This window comes from Streptomyces sp. yr375 (assembly GCF_900110755.1).
Taxonomy (GTDB): domain Bacteria; phylum Actinomycetota; class Actinomycetes; order Streptomycetales; family Streptomycetaceae; genus Streptomyces.
In genome coordinates this window covers 1-18310 of the sequence record NZ_FOFF01000079.1, presented here as the reverse complement: position 1 = coordinate 18310, position 18310 = coordinate 1, and the positions used below count along the sequence as shown (strand labels likewise).

Genomic DNA, 18310 nt, shown 5'->3' with positions numbered 1-18310 from the left:
AGCCGGTGTTGTGGGCTGTGATGGTGTCGTTGGCTGCGGTGTGGCGGTCGGTGGGTGTGGTGCCGGTTGCTGTGGTGGGGCATTCGCAGGGTGAGATCGCGGCTGCGTGCGTCGCGGGTGCGTTGTCGTTGGAGGACGCTGCTCGGGTGGTCGTGTTGCGGTCGCGGGCGATCACGCGGCTGGCGGGCAGTGGCGGGATGGTGTCCGTGTTCGCCTCTGCCGACGAGGTGGAGTCGTTGCTGTCGGACGGTGTCGGTATCGCGGCCGTCAACGGGCCTGGTTCCGTTGTGGTGTCGGGGCCCGTGGACGGGCTGGACGTGTTCGTGGAGCGCTGCGAGACAGCGGGGGTTCAGGCGAAGCGGGTCGCCGTCGACTATGCCTCGCACTCGGCGATGGTCGAGGCGCTGGAGGCGGAGATCGTCGGGGCGCTGTCCGGTGTTGTGTCCGAGGCCCCTGCTGTGCCGATGCTGTCGACGTACACGGGTGAGTGGGTCAAGCCCGGTGAGTTGGACGGTAGTTACTGGTACGGCAATCTGCGCCATCGCGTACGTCTTGCCGACGCGGTGGCCGAACTGTCGGCTGCCGGGCACGGCTTGTTCGTGGAGGTCAGTCCGCACCCCGTACTGACGGCGGCCGTTCAGGACACGTTGGACGAGTCGCCGGGCGGCGGTGTCGCGTTGGGCACCCTGCGCCGTGAACAGGGCGGCGCAGAGCGGCTGTTGGCCTCGGTGGCGGAGTCGTTCGTGCACGGCGCCGATGTCGACTGGACGGTCCTGCTGCCCGTAGAGGCGGCGGTCAAGGCGGTGGACGTTGAACTGCCGACGTATCCGTTCCAGCGTGAGCGCTACTGGCTGGACAGCGGTGCTGACCGGAGCACCCGGACCACCGAGCCTGGCGAGGTGACCGGTGGGGCGTTCTGGGAGGCCGTCGAGCAGGCGGATCTGGGAGCGTTGACCGAGACCCTGGGGGTGGACGGCGATCAGCCGCTGCGCGAGGTGCTGCCCGCGCTGTCCGCGTGGCGTGGGCGACGTCGGGACGAGGCGGTCGTCGACTCCTGGCGCTACCGCGTCAGTTGGCAGCCCGTGGCCGCCGATAGGGTCCGGCCCGACGGCACCTGGCTGCTGGTGCTGCCGCCGGACAGCGGCCCGGACACACTGGCGCACCGTGCCGCGGAGGCGCTGGCCACGGTCGTCCCGGTGATACGGCTCGCACCCGAGCGCACGGTGGCCCTGGACCGAGCGGAACTGGCCGCCCTGATCCTTGAATCCGGTGCCGGGTCCGGTGCCGGTGCCGGGCCCGTCGCGGGCGTGCTGTCCCTGCTGGCCCTCGACGACGAGACCCCGGCCGAAGGCCCGGACGCGAGGCTGCCGCATGTGTCCGGCGGGCTCGCCGCGACGCTCGTGCTGCTCCAGGCGCTCGGTGACGCCGGTCTGCGGGCACCCTTGTGGTGCGCGACCCGGGGCGCGGTGTCGCTGAACGCGGCGGATGCGCCGGTGAGCGTCACACAGGCCGAGGTCTGGGGCCTGGGACGGGTGGCCGCGCTCGAACACCCCGACCGGTGGGGCGGGTTGGTGGATCTGCCGGACACCCTGGACGAACGGGCCGTCCGCCGCCTGCACGCGGCGCTTGCCGGTGTCCGGGGCGGCGTACCCGGTGCCGAGGGCATCGAGGACCAACTCGCCATCCGCGCCTCGGGGTTGTTCGTACGCCGTCTGGAACGGGCACCCCTCGGGGACCGGCCGCCGGTACGGAGCTGGCGGCCGCGTGGCACCGTCCTGGTGACCGGAGCCACCGGCGCGGTCGGGCGGCACCTCGCACTCTGGCTGGCGGCGGAAGGCGCCGAACACCTGGTGCTCACCAGTCGCCGGCCGGCCGACACCCCCGAACTCGACGTCCTGCGCCGGGACATCGCCGCCACCGGCACGACGGTCACCCTGGCCGCCTGCGATGTCGCCGACCGGGCCGCGCTGGCCGAGCTGATCGAGCGCACGACGACCGAAGGGCACCGGATCACGGCTGTCGTCCACGCCGCCGCGCTCATCCAGTTGGGCGCCCTGGACGACGTAGGCCTGGACGAGCTGTCCGCGACGCTGGCCGCCAAGGCGGCCGGAGCCGACCACCTGGACGAGCTCTTCGACGACGACAGCCTCGACGCGTTCGTCCTGTTCTCCTCCATCGCGGGCGTGTGGGGCAGCGGCGACCACGGCACGTACGCGGCCGGGAACGCGCACATCGACGCGCTCGCGCAGCGCCGCCGGGCCCGTGGGCGCACCGCGCTGTCGGTGGCCTGGGGGGTCTGGGACGGCTGCGTGCCCGAAGGGTTCGAGGGCGAGCCCGAGCGGCACGGTCTGCCGACCATCGCGCCCCGCCTCGCCTTCACGGCCCTGCGGCAGGCACTGGAGCACGACGAGACCCACATCGCGGTCGCCGAAGTCGACTGGGAACGCTTCACCACCGCCTTCACCTCCGCGCGCCCCCGTCCGCTGCTCGCGGGCGTTCCCGACGTACGGGCGCTGCTGAGCCCGCCGGAAGCGGCGGTGCCGGGCGCTGCGCCGCACGCCGGCCCGGCCCCCGAAGGGGCCCCCGAGGCACTGTCGGCGCTGCGCGCGCGGCTGGCCGACCGGACCGAGGCCGAACGGCACGCGGCCCTGCTGGAACTGGTCCTGCGCCACACCGCCGAGGTACTGGGCCGCCAGCAGGCACAGAGCGACGGGGTGCGTACCGACCGCCCGTTCCGCGAGCTGGGCGTCGACTCGCTCACCTCGGTCGATCTGCGCAACCGGCTGGCCGCCGCCACCGGGCTGCGGCTGCCTGCCGCGCTCGTGTTCAACCACCCGACCCCGCTGGCCCTGGCCCGTCACCTGACCGAGCTGGTCCTCGGGGACGTGGGGGACCGGCGGAATCCCGCCACTACGGCGGGGGCCGGGGCCGTCGTACTGCCGGGGTCGGCGGACCGGGACGACGAGCCGATCGCCATCGTCGGCATGGCCTGCCGCTACCCCGGCGGGGTGCGCTCGCCGGAGGACCTGTGGGACCTGGTCGCCGCCGGCGGCGACGCCGTGTCGGGCCTGCCCACCGACCGGGGCTGGGACCTGGCGGGGATGTACGACCCCGACCCGAGCCGCGAGGGCACCTGCTACACGCGGGAGGGCGGCTTCCTCCACGACGTCGCCGACTTCGATCCGGTCTTCTTCGGGATCTCGCCGCGCGAGGCGCTGACGATGGATCCGCAGCAGCGGCTGCTGCTGGAGACCTCGTGGGAGGCGTTCGAACGGGCGGACATCGACCCGACCCGGATGCGTGGCAGTTCCACCGGGGTGTTCGTCGGCATCAACTACCAGGACTACGGCACCGGCGCGCAGGATCTCCCGGACGGCGGCGAGGGCCACCTGCTCACCGGCACGGTACCGAGCGTCGCCTCCGGGCGCGTCGCCTACACCCTGGGCCTGGAGGGCCCCGCCATCACGCTGGACACGGCGTGCTCGTCGTCGCTGGTCGCCCTGCACATGGCCGCGCAGTCGCTGCGGCGCGGCGAGTGCGACATGGCGCTCGCCGGGGGCGTCGCGGTGATGTACACGCCGCGCTCGCTCATCGGCTTCAGCCGTCAGGGCGGTCTGGCGGTGGACGGCCGCTGCAAGGCGTTCGCCGACGCCGCCGACGGCATGGGCATGGCCGAGGGCGTCGGCATGCTGCTCGTGGAACGGCTGTCGGACGCGCAGCGCCTCGGCCACCGCGTCCTCGCGGTCGTCCGCGCCTCCGCCATCAACCAGGACGGCGCTTCCAACGGACTCTCCGCCCCCAGCGGCCCCGCCCAGGAGCGCGTGATCCGAGCCGCTCTGGCGGCGGCCGGACTCACCTCCTCCGACGTGGACGCGGTCGAGGCACACGGTACGGGGACGAAGCTCGGCGACCCGATCGAGGCAGAGGCGCTGCTGGCGACGTACGGGCAGGGCCGCGCGGGCGGTCGGCCGTTGTGGCTGGGCTCGGTGAAGTCCAACATCGGGCACACGCAGGCCGCTTCGGGCGTCGCGGGCGTGATGAAGATGGTGTCGGCGATGCGGCACGGGCTCCTGCCGGCGTCGTTGCATGTGGATGAGCCGTCGTCGTTCGTGGACTGGTCGTCGGGTGCGGTGGAGGTGGTGCGGGAGACGGTGGCGTGGCCGGACGCGGGTCGGGTCCGGCGGGCCGCTGTGTCGTCGTTCGGGATCAGTGGGACCAACGCGCACGTGATTCTGGAGCAGGCGGAGGCTTTTGAGCCGGTTGAGGCTGAGGAGTCGCCGGTTCCGGTTCCGGTGCCGGTGGTGGCGCTTGGTGGGGTGGTGCCGTGGGTGGTTTCTGGGCGGGGTGCCGGGGCGTTGGCGGCGCAGGCGGAGCGGTTGGTGGAGTACGCGGGTCGTGTCGGCGAGGCTGAACTACCGGGGGTGGCTTACGCGTTGGCCACTCGTCGGGCGGTGTTCGCTGATCGTGCGGTGGTGTTGGGTCGGGGTCTGGATGAACTGACCTCTGGGGTCCGGGCGTTGGCGTCTCATGCGGAGGCGTCGGAGGTTGTCGCGGGGTCGGTTGTGGGCTCCGGTGTGGTGTTCGTGTTCCCCGGTCAGGGGGCGCAGTGGGTGGGGATGGGGCGCGAGTTGCTCGAAATCTCCCCGGTGTTCGCGGCGGCGGTTGCTGAGTGTGAGGTGGCGTTGTCGCCGTGGGTGGATTGGTCGTTGACCGACGTGCTCACCGGCGATGGGGCTGAGTTGGAGCGTGTGGACGTTGTGCAGCCGGTGTTGTGGGCTGTGATGGTGTCGTTGGCTGCGGTGTGGCGGTCGGTGGGTGTCACGCCCGTTGCTGTGGTGGGTCACTCGCAGGGTGAGATCGCGGCGGCCTGCGTTGCGGGTGCGTTGTCGCTGGAGGACGCCGCCCGGGTGGTCGTGTTGAGGTCCCGCGCGATTACGCGGCTGGCGGGTACCGGTGGGATGGTGTCCGTGTTCGCGTCGGCCGAGCGGGTTGCCGGGCTGTTGGTGGAGGGCGTCGGGATTGCGGCCGTCAATGGGCCGGGGTCGGTGGTGGTTTCGGGTGAGGCTGCGGCGCTGGATGTGTTCCTGGCCGGGTGCGCGGAGGCCGGAGTTGAGGCGCGTCGGGTCGCCGTCGATTACGCCTCGCACTCGGCGATGGTCGAGGCGCTGGAAGCCGAGATCACCGAGTCGTTGAAGGGCATCGTTTCCCAGGCTCCCGCTGTGCCGATGCTGTCGACGTACACCGGCGAGTGGGTCAAGCCCGGTGAGCTGGATAGCAGTTACTGGTACGGCAACCTGCGTCACCGTGTCCGTCTCGCCGACGCGGTGGCCGAACTGTCGGCTGCCGGGCACGGTTTGTTCGTGGAGGTCAGTCCGCACCCGGTGCTGACGGCGGCCGTTCAGGACACGTTGGACGAGATCCCGGGCGGCGGCGGGAACGGTGTCGCGTTGGGCACCCTCCGCCGTGAACAGGGCGGAGCCGAGCGGCTGTTGACCTCGGTGGCGGAGGCGTTCGTGCATGGTGCCGACGTCGACTGGACGACCGTACTGCCCGCTTCCGGGGCGGGACGCGGCGGCGACCTGCCGACGTACGCCTTCCAGCGGCAGCGCTACTGGCTGTCGCCCGGGCCGGCTGCTGCGGGGTCTGCGGGGTCGGCGGGCGGGGCCGCCATGGACGAGGCATTCTGGTCCGTGGTCGAGAGCGGTGACCTGGACGCGGTGGCCGACACCTTGGGCGTGGACGGTGACCGGCCGCTGAGTGAGGTGTTGCCGGCGCTGTCGGCGTGGCGTGGACGGCAGGACGAAGCCGCCGCGATCGGGTCGTGGCGCTACCGGGTCGACTGGCTGCCGGCCCGGCTCGACGGTGCCGGGACGCTGAGCGGTACGTGGCTCGTCGTCGCACCGCCCGGAACGGCCGCCGGGCGACTGGCCGTTGAGTGCGCCGCCGCGCTGGCCGATCGTGGCGCAGACGTCGTACGGAGTAGCGCGGAGGTGACCGCCGCGCCGCCCGCCGCGTACGTACGGATGCTGCGCGAGGCCGGGCCGCTGGCGGGTGTCGTCTCGCTGCTCGCGCTGGACAGTGAACCGGCGGGCGCGGACGGTGTGCCGTGTGGGCTGAACGGGAGCCTGGCGCTCGTAAAGGCGCTGATCGCCGAACACGTCGAGGCTCCGCTGTGGTTGGTGACGTCGGGTGCGGTCGAGGCGGTGGCCGATGTGGCCGAGCGGCCGAGTGATCCGGGCCAGGCGCAGGTGTGGGCCCTCGGCCGGGTCTACGGGCTGGAGTACCCGGACCGCTGGGGCGGCCTGATCGACCTGCCGGCGGCCCTGGACGAGGCCGCCGCACTCCGGCTGGGCGGCGTACTTGCCGGCGGGCTGGGGGCGGAGGACCAGGTCGCGCTGCGGGCGGACGGGCCGCTGGTCCGGCGGCTGCTGCGGGCCCCGGAGCCCCGGGCGGGCGGTGTCGGATGGCGTCCGCACGGCACCGTGCTGATCACCGGCGGCACCGGTGGGCTGGGCGGCCGACTCGCCGTCCGGCTGGGCCGGGAGGGCGCCCGGCACCTCGTACTGACGAGCAGGCGCGGCCCTGACGCCCCGGGCGCGGACGAGTTGCGCGACGAACTGACCGCGCTGGGCGTCGAGGTCACCATCGCCGCCTGCGACGCCGCCGACCGGGAGGCGCTGGCCGAACTGGTCGGCAGGGTGGAGGCGAAGGGCGGCGAGCCCATCACCGCGGTCTTCCATGCCGCCGGGATCGCCGACACCGTCGCGCTGGACCGTACGGAACCCGCCCATCTGGCCGCCGCCCACCGGGCCAAGGGCATCGGCACACTGAACCTGGAGGAGCTGCTCGGCGACCGGCTGGAGGCGTTCGTGCTGTTCTCCTCCAACGCGGCCGTGTGGGGCAGCAACGGTCTGGCCGCGTACGGTTCGGCCAACGCCTTCCTGGACGCCTTCGCCGAGAACCGGCGACGCCTGGGCCTGCCGGTCACCTCGATCGCCTGGGGCCTGTGGGAGGGCGAGGGCATGGCCCAGGGGCGGCCGTCGGACGAGATGGTGCGGCGGGGGCTGCGGCCCATGGCGCCGGAGTGGGCGGTGACCGCGATGCTGCGGTCCGTCGCGGCGGGCGAGACGACGCTGTCCGTCGCGGCCGTCGACTGGGAGCTGTTCCACGCCGCCTTCGCGTCCGCGCGGCGGCGACCGCTCATCGAGGACATCGACGACGTTCAGCGGCTGCTCGCCGAGGAGCGCGCCGGTGCGGGTGCACAGGCGGATGCCGGTGCCGACGTCGGCGCGGCGGGCGCGGCCTCGGACTGGGCCGGGCGGCTGGGCGCGATGCCGCCGGGCGAGCGCGAGTTGGCGCTGGTGCGGTTGGTCCGTGGCCAGGCCGCCACCGTGCTCGGGCTCGATTCACCGGACGACGTACCGGCCGTACGGGCCTTCCGCGAGCTGGGCTTCGACTCGATGATGGCCGTCGACATCCGGGGCCGGCTGTCCCGCAGCACCGGGCTGAAGCTGCCGGCGACGCTGATCTTCGACCACCCGACCCCGCAGACGCTCGCCCGGCATCTGGTCTCCCAGCTCGCCCCCGCCGAGAGCGCGGCCGGGGACCGGCTGCGGCGGTTGCTGGAGGCGATTCCCGTGGACCGCCTCGAAGCGGGCGCGGCCGGTGTCGAGGCCGCGCTACGGGCCCTGCTGGACGGCACCGCCCCCGAGCCCACCGGGATCTCCGACACCCTCGGGGCGCTCGGTGGCGTCGGCGCTGTCGAGGACGACGCCATCGACGCCATGGACGCCGCGAGCCTGGTCCGACTGGCCTTCGATCCGGCCGAGTGACGAGATACGAAAGGCAAGGCTGTGGGCCTGTCCCCGTTCGCCGGGGCAGGCCCACAGAACCCGTGACACCCAGCCGGTCTCGTACGTCCAGCCGGTGAGCCGGTCAGCCGGACACGCGCTCGATGGCCTGGGACGGGCAGCGTTCGATGGCCGTGTCCACGTCCTCCGCCAGCGCGGGTCCGGGCCTGTCCTGGAGGACTTCGGCGATGCCGTCCTCGAGACGCTGCTCGAAGACGTCGGGCGCGAACAGGGCGCACTGACCGGAGCCGACGCATCTGTCCTGGTCGAGTACGACTTTCATCAATGACCTCCTGGAACCATTGGATCGTGGAGCACGGATCGTGGAACGTGGATCGTGAAGCTTTACGGATCCTTCCACCGGGTCGACGGCGCGCCGGGGCCCGCCGGGCGGATGTGCGGACGGCACCCGCAGCAGCGGTGGGCCTAGGGGGCTGACTAGGGGTTCACCCGTCGCTCGGGGCGCGGTTAGGTTTCCCCGGCGGGGACGACCGTCCTCGATCCGGTGCCGTGACGGCCCGTCCTCCCGGCGGCCTCCGGTCGGCCGAACGCGTAGGCACTTTCCGTGGCCTCCGACCCAACCGTGAACCGCGCACCGGCGAATCCGCCTGGGCGAAGGAGACTTGATGGCGATCTCGGCGGACCTGGAACAAGAGCAGGCGGAACTGGCCGCCTTCATCTGGCAGATGAGCACGCTCGGCGATCCCTACGCCCACATACTGCTGCGCCAGGTCAACCCGTACCGCTTCTTCGAGAAGGCCCGTGCGCTGGGGCCGATCCACCGCAGCCGGGTCGGACCGTGGGTGACGCCCGACTACCAGGTGGCGCGCGGCATCCTGCGCGACACCCGCTTCGGCACCCGTGACACCCGGGGCGAGCGGACCATCGCGCAGTTCACCTCGGTGGACGACTCCTTCCTCAAGCTCGACCCGCCGGACCACACCCGGCTGCGCCGCCTGGTGACGCCGTACTTCGGCGCCCGGCGCTTCAACGCCGACCGGCCGAGGATCGCGCGGATGTGCCACGACCTGCTGGACGCGGCCCTCGAACGGGCAGGTGAGACCGGCGAGTTCGACGTGGTCACCGACTACGCGCGGCGGCTGATGAGCGAGTTGGTCTGCGACGTGTTCGGCGTGCAGGGTGATTTCCGCGAACGGTTCACCGAGTGCAGCGCGCGGACCGGCCGGGTCTTCGAGGGCTTCTCCTCGCCGGAGCAGTACCAGGAACTGGAGCAGGCCGTCGCCGATCTCCAGGCGCTGCTGCGGGAGTTGGTCGAGATCCGGGCGCGGCAACCGGGGCCCGACGTGGTCAGCGGCCTGCTGCGGGCACAGCAGGCCGACGGCCTCACGATGGACGAGGTGGTCGGGGTGTGCGGGCTGCTGTCCATCGCGGGCACCGAGTCCACCTCCCACCTGATCGGCAACGCGGTGCTGGCGCTCCTGGAGAACCGCGAGCAGTGGGACCTGCTGCGCGCCGACCCGGAGCTGACGCCCCGGGCGGTGGAGGAGACACTCCGCTACGACCCACCGAACCACCTCATCAGCCGGGTGGCCCGCGAGGACGTCGTCCTGGCCGGGCAGCAGATCGCGGCCGACGACACCGTCGTCATCATGACCGGGGGCGCGAACCGGGACCCCCAGATCTACCCGGAGCCCGAGCGCTTCGACATGCTGCGGGAGGACCCGGCCGAGCCGCTGACGTTCTCGGCGGGCGTCCACTTCTGCCTGGGCGCCGCGCTGGCCCGTACCGCCGCCGACACGGCCCTGCGGGTGCTGGTCGAGCGGCTGCCGGAGCTGCGCCAGGCGGGTCCGGTCAGCCGCCGCAGGTCGTCGTCGGTACGCGGCCTGGAACACCTGCCGGTCGCGGTCCGCTGACCGGCCACCCGCGGCCGGCCGAGCCATCCATCACCACGGAGGAGACAACTATGAGTGACACATCCCTGATCTGGGACGTGTTGAAGGACGGCGACAGCGACGGCGACGACGTCGTGCTGGCCGTCGACTACGCCATCAACGGCCGCCACGAGGCCGGTTTCCGGGAGCTGGCGCCGCTGGTGGGCGGTGGGTACGCCATCTGGGAGACGCTCGCGCCGCCGGTCGGCGAGGAGGTCGGGATGACCGCAGACCAGTACCTGAAGCGCTGGCTGGACGCGGTGGAGGCGAGCGGCCGTAACGTGCGCGCGGTGCTGGGCTACTGCGGCAGCGGCAACCTCGCGGGCGCCATCGCCGAGGGGATCGGGGCCCGGCAGGGGCAGCCGCCCAAGCTGCTGCTGTTCGACCCCAGTCCGGTCACCCCCTGGACCATCCTGAACTTCGCGTTCTTCAAGGTGCTGGACCGGATGTCCGCCTCGCTGTCGCAGGAGGAACTGATGCAGGCCCAGCGCGCGGGCCTGGACGCCGTACGCACCCACGAGAGCCTGGAGGACTTCCGGCCGGTGATCGTGGACATCTACCGTCGCACCGGCGACATCGCCTTCACGCGCAGCGGTCTGAAGGCACCGATGCGGGAGGAACTGGTCACCTGGTTCGCGGCCTACATCTCCTTCATGCTCGCCTCCGGTGACGTCGCGGGCCGCTTCGACGCCGGCCGGGCCACCGTGGTCTGCTCGTCGGCCTTCGAGGCCACCTTCACGACGACCGAGCAGGAGATCCGGCTCGACGTGGACCACGATGACCTGCTGCGCAGCGCCGAGGTGGCCAAGGCGGTCACCGACCTCCTGGCATGACCGACCTCCTGGCATGACCGAACTCGTCCCGGTCCGGTGCTGTGCCGCGCTGCCGTCATCCGGCCGCGCGGCACCAGCGGGTCGAGCGGGTCCAGCGCGCCTAGCGCGTCTAGCGGGTCAACTCCTCGGCCACGGTGGGCAGATGGGCGGACATCCCGCTCTCCTCGCCGTGCAGGCCACGCGGGCCCGGCCTGGCCCCCCGCCCACCCTACGCGCCGCCCCACACGGCTCCGTACCCCTATCGAACCCCAGTTGGCCTGCGATGCCACCCCGATCGCGAGGTGTGGTCACGCGTCAGGCGGACGCGATATATCGTGTCCCGGTGTCGACGCCCGATGGGCCCTTGCCGCCCCCGCTGTCCGACACCGGCCAACGCTGGTGCCCTGCGCCGCCATGCGCCATGTGCGCCGCCGCCCGTTCCTCCGACGGGCGGTGTCCCTCCCCCACGAGAAAGTCTGGAGACAACCCATGCGACATGCCTCACCAGGGGTCCGGAACTCCTCCGACGACCAGCCCGCCACCGTGGACGACGGCATCCATCCCGCGATGCAACTCTCGGGTCTTTTCAAGCAGTTCGGTGATCATGTCGCGGTCGATCACATCGATCTGACGGTTCCGAGTGGTTCGTTCTTCGGTCTGGTGGGTCCGAACGGTGCGGGGAAGACGACGTCGTTGTCGATGGCTGTGGGGCTGTTGCGTCCTGACGGCGGCAGTGTCCGGATTTTCGGTCACGATGTGTGGAGTGACCCGGTCGCCGCCAAGTCCCTGATCGGTGTGCTTCCTGACGGGATGGCGTTGCCGGACCGGTTGACGGGGCGTGAGGTGCTGACGTACCTGGGGTTGTTGCGTGGTATGTCGCGGGAGACGGTCGCGGCGCGTGTGCAGGAGTTGTTGGAGGTGCTGGAGCTGGATTCCGCGGAGTCGACGATGGTGGTGGACTATTCGACGGGTATGCGGAAGAAGATCACTCTGGCGACGGCGTTGCTGCACGGTCCGCGGCTGCTGATTCTGGATGAGCCGTTCGAGGCGGTGGACCCGGTGTCGGCGGCCACCATCCGTACCATTCTCCAGCGGTTTGTGGCCGGTGGTGGTTCGGTGGTGTTCTCGAGTCATGTGATGGCTGTGGTGGAGCGGTTGTGTGATCACGTGGCGGTGATCGCGAAGGGGCGGGTGGAGGCGGCTGGTTCGGTGGACGCGGTGCGGGGCGGGCGTTCTTTGGACGAGGCGTTCGTGCACATCGTGGGTGCGCACACCGGTGGTGGGGAGGGTCTGTCGTGGTTGGCGTCCTGATCGAGATGAAGCGGGCGATCGCCCGTTCGAAGACGCGGGGCAAGCTGAAGTGGGGGATGCTCGCGCTGGCCGTCTTCGCCGCCGCTCTGGCGTTCAGCACCATGCTCACCGGCTTCGCCCACTATTCCCATCGCGGTGCCGGCGCCGACGTCCTGGCCATCCTCAGCCTCGGCTGGCTGCTGGGCTGGGTCACCGGCCCGGTGCTCACCGGCGACGACAGCACCCTGCGCATGGACTACTTCAAGCTCCTGCCGATCCCGACCCGCAAACTCGCGTACGCCATGCTGGCCACCGCGTTCGTCAACGGCTCCCTGTTGTTCAGTGCCATCGCCTTCGGCGGACTCGTCGCCTACGGCGCGCAGTTCGGTGTCGCGGCGGCGCTGGTGGGCGTGGTCGCGGTGGTGCTCCTGCTGGTGCTGGCCGTGGTCTCCTCGCAGGTTGCGCTCGGTATTTTCGGCCCTGTCATCTCGTCTCGGCGTGGACGGGACTTCGGCGCGCTGCTCGTCGCCATGGTCATCACCCTGCTGTCGCTGGCGTCCTCGCTGGTGCCGGTGGTGGCGTCCAAGCTGACCGGCGGCGATTCGCCGGTGCTGTCGGCGGTGGTGCGGATTCTGCCGTCCGGCTGGGGTGCGGTCGCCGTCGACTCGGCCCGTACGTCCCACTGGGGTACCGTCGCGCTGACCCTGGGCGGACTTACGCTGCTGATCCTCGTCCAGATCGCCATCTGGCCCGCGCTGCTCCGCCGCCGCCTGACCATGTCCTCCCGAGGCAACTCCAAGGCCAAGGCGGGCAAGCCGCACGCGGTCCACGCCGCCCGGCGCGCGCCGCTGCTGCCGGCCACCCCCCTCGGCGGCGTCATCGGCAAGGAACTGCGGCTCTACGCACGGTCCATGCTGCGCACCCTGTCCCTCCTGATCGCCTTCGTGGTCGGCCTCCTGGCCTGCCTCATCCCGACGTTCAGCGGCAGTACCACGATGCTGCCGTTCGCGGGCCTGCTGTTCACTCTCATCGCGGGTGCCACGTGCACCAACCTGTACGGCGACGAGGGTTCCGCGCTGTGGCTGATCATGGTCACGCCGGGTGTGGAACGCGCCGACGTGCGCGGCCGGCAGTATGCCTGGCTGTTGATCGTCGCGCCGATCGGGTTGCTGCTGACGCTGGGGCTCACCGCTGTGAGCGGGCAGACCTGGGCGTGGCCGTGGGTGCTGGGCGGTGAGCCCGCGATGATCGGCGGTGCGGCCGGACTGGTGGTCTGGGCATCGGTCATGACGATGTTCCCGCTCGACGCGAACGGCGGTCCCACTCCCGCACGGCAGCTCAAGATCAACCTCCTGGTCCTGATCACGACGCTGACCACCGCGCCGCCACTGGTCCTGCTGATCGTCGGCACCGTCACCGACAACACCGCCCTGACCTGGACGGCCGTCCCCGTCGGCATCCTCAGCGGCGTCCTGCTCGCTTGGTCTCTGGGTCGTGCCTCCTACCGGCGGCTCCAGAAGCGCGGCCCCGAGCTGTTCTCCAAGGTGGCCAAGCCCGCCTGACCCAACGGCCACGACACCACGAAGGCGCCGCCCGAGAACGGGCGGCGCCTTCGCGCTGTCGTAAGCACTCGACGGACGTTCGTCTACATCTACATCTACATCTACATCTACGTCACTCCCCGGCGTCCAACTGGGCGACGAAGGCGTCCGGGAGGAACTCGGGCGGCATCGTGGCCGCCAGGTCCGCGCGGAGGGTGGTCGCGAACGCGGTGGCGGCCACCGAGCGGCTCGGGTCGTTGGCGTACCGCGAGAAGTCGCCGGTCAGCGGCGCGGCGGGGCGGTAGGCGGCCACCGGGCCGTCGATGCCGCCAGTGCCGTCGGTGCCGGTGGGCAGCAGCAGAACGTCGAGGAGGTCCGGGGCGCCGCTCGCCGCCCAGGTCAGCACCGCGCCACGGCCCAGGCGGTCGGCCAGCGTGTGGAACTCCTCCGGATCGGGAGCGTCCTGCGCCCCCGGCTCCCGGGCCAGCTCGGCGGCGATCCGCTCCGGACCGGCCAGCGCCTCCAGCAGCCGGGCCGCCTCGGTCTCGTGCCGCAGCCTGGCGTTCGGCACCCCGGTCACCCGGACCGGGCCGGGCTCGGCGGCCAGCGCGGTCTCCAGCGCCGAGAGGTCCGCCACTTGATCGCCCCAGGCCAGCTCGACCGTGTCGGTAGGGGTGCTTACCGCCGGCGCGGTGAGGGGTGCGCGGTGGAGTACCGCGTCGTAGCGGTGGCGGCTCAGTTCGTTGTGGTGGACGGCCCGCTTGATCCGGAGGTCGAGCGTGCCGCCGCCCGGGAATTCGTCCAGTACAGCCGCGAACAGGTCCGGATCGACGGCGAGTTCACGTTCGGTGTACGTGCTCAGCTCCACCGCGTCCCGCGCCTGCACCGGATCGGCCGGCAGCTCCGGCGCCAGCACCGCGGTGCGGAACGCCGGCAGCGTACGCAGGTTGCGCACATCCCCGATGAAGACGGCGCCGCCCGGGCGGGCCATGCCGAGGGCGGCGGTCACCATGTCGGCGAGATAGCGGGCGGTGGGGAAGTACTGCACGACCGAGTTGCAGACCACCACGTCGTAGTGGGACGTCGGCAGGCCGGACAACTCGTCGGCGCGGCCCACCAGCAGTTCGACCCGGTCCCCCCACTCCACCTCGGCGACCTTGGCGCGGAGCCTGTCGATCGCGGTGGGGGAGAAGTCGGTGGCCGTGTAACTCTCCACATGCGGAGCGATGTTGGCCATCAGCAGACCGGTGCCGACGCCGATCTCCAGCACCCGGCGCGGGCGCAGCGACAGGACGCGGCGCACGGTCGCGTCGCGCCATTCACGCATCTGCTCCCGCTCGATCGGCTTGCCGTCGTAGCTGCTGTGCCAGCCCACGAAGTCGTCGCCCAGGCCCCCGGCTTCCGGCATCTCGCCGTACACCCACTCGTAGATCGCCTTCCAGTCGCGCACCCGCTTGACCTCGGCTTCCGGCGTGCGCTTGTCGGCCAGCGGGCCGTCCGGGACGACGTGGGCGACCAGCCGGTCCGCCGCGCTGACCCCGGACGGGGAGCGGCGCACCTCCAGCCGCACCGCGGCCACCTGCGGGTGGGCCTCGATCAGCCGCCGCGCCTCGTCGATCCGGACCGTGCGGCCCCGGATCTCGATGTCCACCGACGGGTCGAGTTCCGAGAAAGGTGTCGACATGAGCACTCCTGGGCGTACACGGATGGGTCGGAAACCCGTTGGGGAGGTGGGGAGTTGAGAAGACAGTGGTGTGTGGGCGGGGTCAGCGGAGCAGGTCCGCGACCGCCTTGGCGACGTCGGGGTGGCCGAGGAGTTCGGCGTGGTCGATGTCGAAGCGCAGCTCGCGGTCGGCGCGGACGTCCAGGTTGCCGGGCAGGTCGCAGGAGCGGACCACGGTCACCTCGGGCAGGCCCGTCGTGACCGGCATCCGGCCGGCCGCCACGACGTAGTGCAGATAGCTGCGAAACCAGCCGACCAACTCCTCGACCCGGTCGGCCTTGAGGCCCAGCCGTTCGAAGGCGGCGGCACCGAAGCGCCGGTAAATGCGGATGAACTCCTCGGTGAGCACGGCCAGTTCGGCTTCGGCCGCCACCGCCTGCTCGCCCTGCCGGTACGCGTCGGCCACGCCGTCGGGGCCCAGTACCCCGGTGAGCGCGTCGATCACGGGCCGGAACCCGTAGCGCAGCACCGTCTCGCCGTTGATGGCGGTCGGGTCGAACAACACGACGGACGGCGTGTGTTGCCAGCCGCCGACCCGCTCGGCCAACGCCAGGGCGAAGACCGACGACGCGCAGTAGCCGAAGACGTGCGAGACGGAGACGTCCTGGGCGCGCAACTCGCTTGTCCAGCGCAGCAGATAGTCCTCGGCCGACATGCCGGACTCCTCGCCCGGTGGCGGGGCCAGGCTCTCCCAGACGGCGTGCCCGGTCCCCAGGCCACGGGCCAGCGCGGCGAACGCCGCCTCCGGGCGGCCGGTGGCGGTGAAGTCCACTGCGAGGACGACCGGTTGGCCGGTGTGCCGATCGCCTTCCGTCACCCGCCAGGATCCGAGTTCGGACATCGTCTGTGCTCCCTGGTCGGACATGATGTGACATGGTCGGACGCGGACGGCCCGGGATGCCACAGCGCCCGAGCCCGCCAACACGCTAGGCACGCCGACCGCGTCGGCACACCCTTATCCACCCCCCTACCGCCCGCCCCTCGACGGCTTCTTCCCGCCGCCGAACCGGACTTCACCCCTGCGCGCCCAGCTCTCGCGCACACCCCTACCGGACCCCAGTCGGCCTGCTCGGCGACCCCTTTCAGGGGGCCTCGGACGGCCGTCTGCCAGGGTCAGGCAATGGATTCGTGCGCACTCGGCAAGGATGCCCGGGCACGGCTTCCCCACGGCGGACGGCGATGGTACGAGTGGGACCGATCACGCTCCGATGGCCGCTCGTCCCCACTGCGACGGTTCCGCGAAATCCCCCCACGAGATCGTCTGGAGACACAGATCCATGCCGCACGCTTCCCGAGGAGGCCGCGACTCCTCCAGCCCCGCATCGGCCACCGTGGACGACGGCATCCATCCCGCGATGCAACTCTTGGGTCTTTTCAAGCAGTTCGGTGATCATGTCGCGGTCGATCACATCGATCTGACGGTTCCGAGTGGTTCGTTCTTCGGTCTGGTGGGTCCGAACGGTGCGGGGAAGACGACGTCGTTGTCGATGGCTGTGGGGCTGTTGCGTCCTGACGGCGGCAGTGTCCGGATTTTCGGTCACGATGTGTGGAGTGACCCGGTCGCCGCCAAGTCCCTGATCGGTGTGCTTCCTGACGGGATGGCGTTGCCGGACCGGTTGACGGGGCGTGAGGTGCTGACGTACCTGGGGTTGTTGCGTGGTATGTCGCGGGAGACGGTCGCGGCGCGTGTGCAGGAGTTGTTGGAGGTGCTGGAGCTGGATTCCGCGGAGTCGACGATGGTGGTGGACTATTCGACGGGTATGCGGAAGAAGATCACTCTGGCGACGGCGTTGCTGCACGGTCCGCGGCTGCTGATTCTGGATGAGCCGTTCGAGGCGGTGGACCCGGTGTCGGCGGCCACCATCCGTACCATTCTCCAGCGGTTTGTGGCCGGTGGTGGTTCGGTGGTGTTCTCGAGTCATGTGATGGCTGTGGTGGAGCGGTTGTGTGATCACGTGGCGGTGATCGCGAAGGGGCGGGTGGAGGCGGCTGGTTCGGTGGACGCGGTGCGGGGCGGGCGTTCTTTGGACGAGGCGTTCGTGCACATCGTGGGTGCGCACACCGGTGGTGGGGAGGGTCTGTCGTGGTTGGCGTCCTGATCGAGATGAAGCGGGCGATCGCCCGTTCGAAGACGCGGGGCAAGCTGAAGTGGGGGATGCTCGCGCTGGCCGTCTTCGCCGCCGCTCTGGCGTTCAGCACCATGCTCACCGGCTTCGCTCATTACAAGCACTCCGGCGCGGGGGCGGACGTCCTGGCCATTCTCAGCCTGGGCTGGCTGCTGGGCTGGGTCACCGGCCCGGTGCTCACCGGCGATGACAGCACCCTGCGGCTGGACTACTTCAAGCTTCTGCCGATCCCGGTGCGCAAGCTGGCTCACGCCACGCTGGCCGCCGCGTTCGTCAACGGTTCGCTGCTGTTCAGCGCCATCGCCTTCGGCGGACTCATCGCCTACGGCGCGCAGTTCGGTGTCGCGGCGGCGCTGGTCGGTGTGGTCGCCGTACTGCTGATGCTGGTCCTCGCGGTGGTCTCCTCCGTCGTCGCCGTCGGGATCTTCGGCCCGGTCCTCTCCTCGCGGCGCGGACGGGACTTCGGCTCGCTGCTGGCCGCCATGGTCATCACCCTGCTGTCGCTGGCGTCCTCGCTGGTGCCGGTGGTGGCGTCCAAGCTGACCAGCGGCAACGCACCCGTCCTGTCGGCTGTGGTACGGATCCTGCCGTCCGGCTGGGGCGCGGTCGCCGTCGACTCGGCCCGTACGTCCCACTGGGGCACCGTCGCCCTGGCCCTGGGCGGACTCGCGGCACTCAGCGCCGTCCAGGTCGCCGCCTGGCCCGCGCTGCTCCAGCGCCGCATGACCATGCCGCCGGGCGGCAACGCCAAGGCCAAGGCGGCCAAGCGGGAGCACAGCGCCCACGCGGGCGGACGCGAGCCGATCCTGCCGGCCACCCCGCTGGGCGGCGTCATGGGCAAGGAACTGCGGCTCTACTCACGGGCGATGCTGCGCACCCTGTCGTTCCTGCTCGCCCTCATGGTCGGTGTACTGGCCTGCCTCATCCCGGCGTTCACCGGCAGCATGGTGATGCTGCCGTTCGCGGGCCTGCTGTTCACCGTCATCGCGGGTGCCACGTGCACCAACCTGTACGGCGACGAGGGTTCCGCGCTGTGGCTGATCATGGTCACGCCGGGTGTGGAACGCGCCGACGTG

At 71.2% G+C, this 18310-nt stretch carries 10 protein-coding genes and 1 pseudogene; 8 read left to right on the top strand and 3 right to left on the bottom strand.

What is annotated here, in order from left to right; genetic code table 11:
- Window positions 1-20: 20 nt before the first annotated feature.
- Together BMZ82_RS42935 and BMZ82_RS42930 are read left to right on the top strand one after the other, a co-directional pair.
- Window positions 21-2804, top strand: a pseudogene (locus tag BMZ82_RS42935) (SDR family NAD(P)-dependent oxidoreductase); the annotation flags it as partial.
- A 180-nt stretch (window positions 2805-2984) separates the two neighbouring features.
- On the top strand, window positions 2985-7832 hold the full coding sequence (locus BMZ82_RS42930) for a type I polyketide synthase (RefSeq protein ID WP_371271364.1): 4848 nt from the start codon (window positions 2985-2987) through the stop codon (window positions 7830-7832).
- 103 nt (window positions 7833-7935) lie between these two features.
- Here the strand turns inward: BMZ82_RS42930 and BMZ82_RS37980 are convergent, their stop codons facing one another.
- Complete coding sequence (locus BMZ82_RS37980) at window positions 7936-8133, bottom strand: ferredoxin (protein ID WP_093781961.1); 198 nt, start codon at window positions 8131-8133, stop codon at window positions 7936-7938.
- A gap of 343 nt (window positions 8134-8476) precedes the next feature.
- Here BMZ82_RS37980 and BMZ82_RS37975 point away from each other — a divergent pair, with 343 nt between their 5' ends.
- The 4 genes from BMZ82_RS37975 (at window position 8477) to BMZ82_RS37960 (ending at window position 13406) form a co-directional block, all read left to right on the top strand.
- Window positions 8477-9724: a cytochrome P450 gene (locus BMZ82_RS37975; RefSeq protein ID WP_093781960.1), complete on the top strand. Its 1248-nt coding sequence runs from the start codon at window positions 8477-8479 to the stop codon at window positions 9722-9724.
- Window positions 9725-9774: 50 nt separating this feature from the next.
- Window positions 9775-10575 (top strand): hypothetical protein, encoded by an 801-nt coding sequence (locus BMZ82_RS37970; RefSeq protein ID WP_093781959.1) that lies wholly within the window; start codon window positions 9775-9777, stop codon window positions 10573-10575.
- Window positions 10576-11121: 546 nt separating this feature from the next.
- A complete protein-coding gene (locus tag BMZ82_RS37965; RefSeq protein WP_256252331.1) occupies window positions 11122-11865 on the top strand; it encodes an ABC transporter ATP-binding protein in 744 nt (247 codons plus the stop codon).
- Window positions 11850-13406, top strand: a complete 1557-nt coding sequence (locus tag BMZ82_RS37960; RefSeq protein ID WP_093781957.1) for a hypothetical protein — start codon at window positions 11850-11852, stop codon at window positions 13404-13406. The genes BMZ82_RS37965 and BMZ82_RS37960 overlap by 16 nt, the downstream gene beginning before the upstream one ends.
- A gap of 112 nt (window positions 13407-13518) precedes the next feature.
- Here BMZ82_RS37960 and BMZ82_RS37955 read toward each other — a convergent pair whose 3' ends face one another.
- Window positions 13519-15069: a class I SAM-dependent methyltransferase gene (locus tag BMZ82_RS37955; protein ID WP_093781956.1), complete on the bottom strand. Its 1551-nt coding sequence runs from the start codon at window positions 15067-15069 to the stop codon at window positions 13519-13521.
- 82 nt (window positions 15070-15151) lie between these two features.
- A complete protein-coding gene (locus BMZ82_RS37950; RefSeq protein WP_093781955.1) occupies window positions 15152-15949 on the bottom strand; it encodes a hypothetical protein in 798 nt (265 codons plus the stop codon).
- 514 nt (window positions 15950-16463) lie between these two features.
- Between BMZ82_RS37950 and BMZ82_RS37945 the strand changes: the two genes are divergently transcribed.
- Both BMZ82_RS37945 and BMZ82_RS37940 read left to right on the top strand, forming a co-directional pair.
- Window positions 16464-17207, top strand: a complete 744-nt coding sequence (locus BMZ82_RS37945) for an ABC transporter ATP-binding protein (RefSeq protein ID WP_256252330.1) — start codon at window positions 16464-16466, stop codon at window positions 17205-17207.
- Window positions 17192-18310, top strand: a 1119-nt coding sequence (locus BMZ82_RS37940; protein ID WP_093781953.1) for a hypothetical protein, incomplete at its 3' end; no start/stop codon positions are given. The genes BMZ82_RS37945 and BMZ82_RS37940, both read left to right, overlap by 16 nt.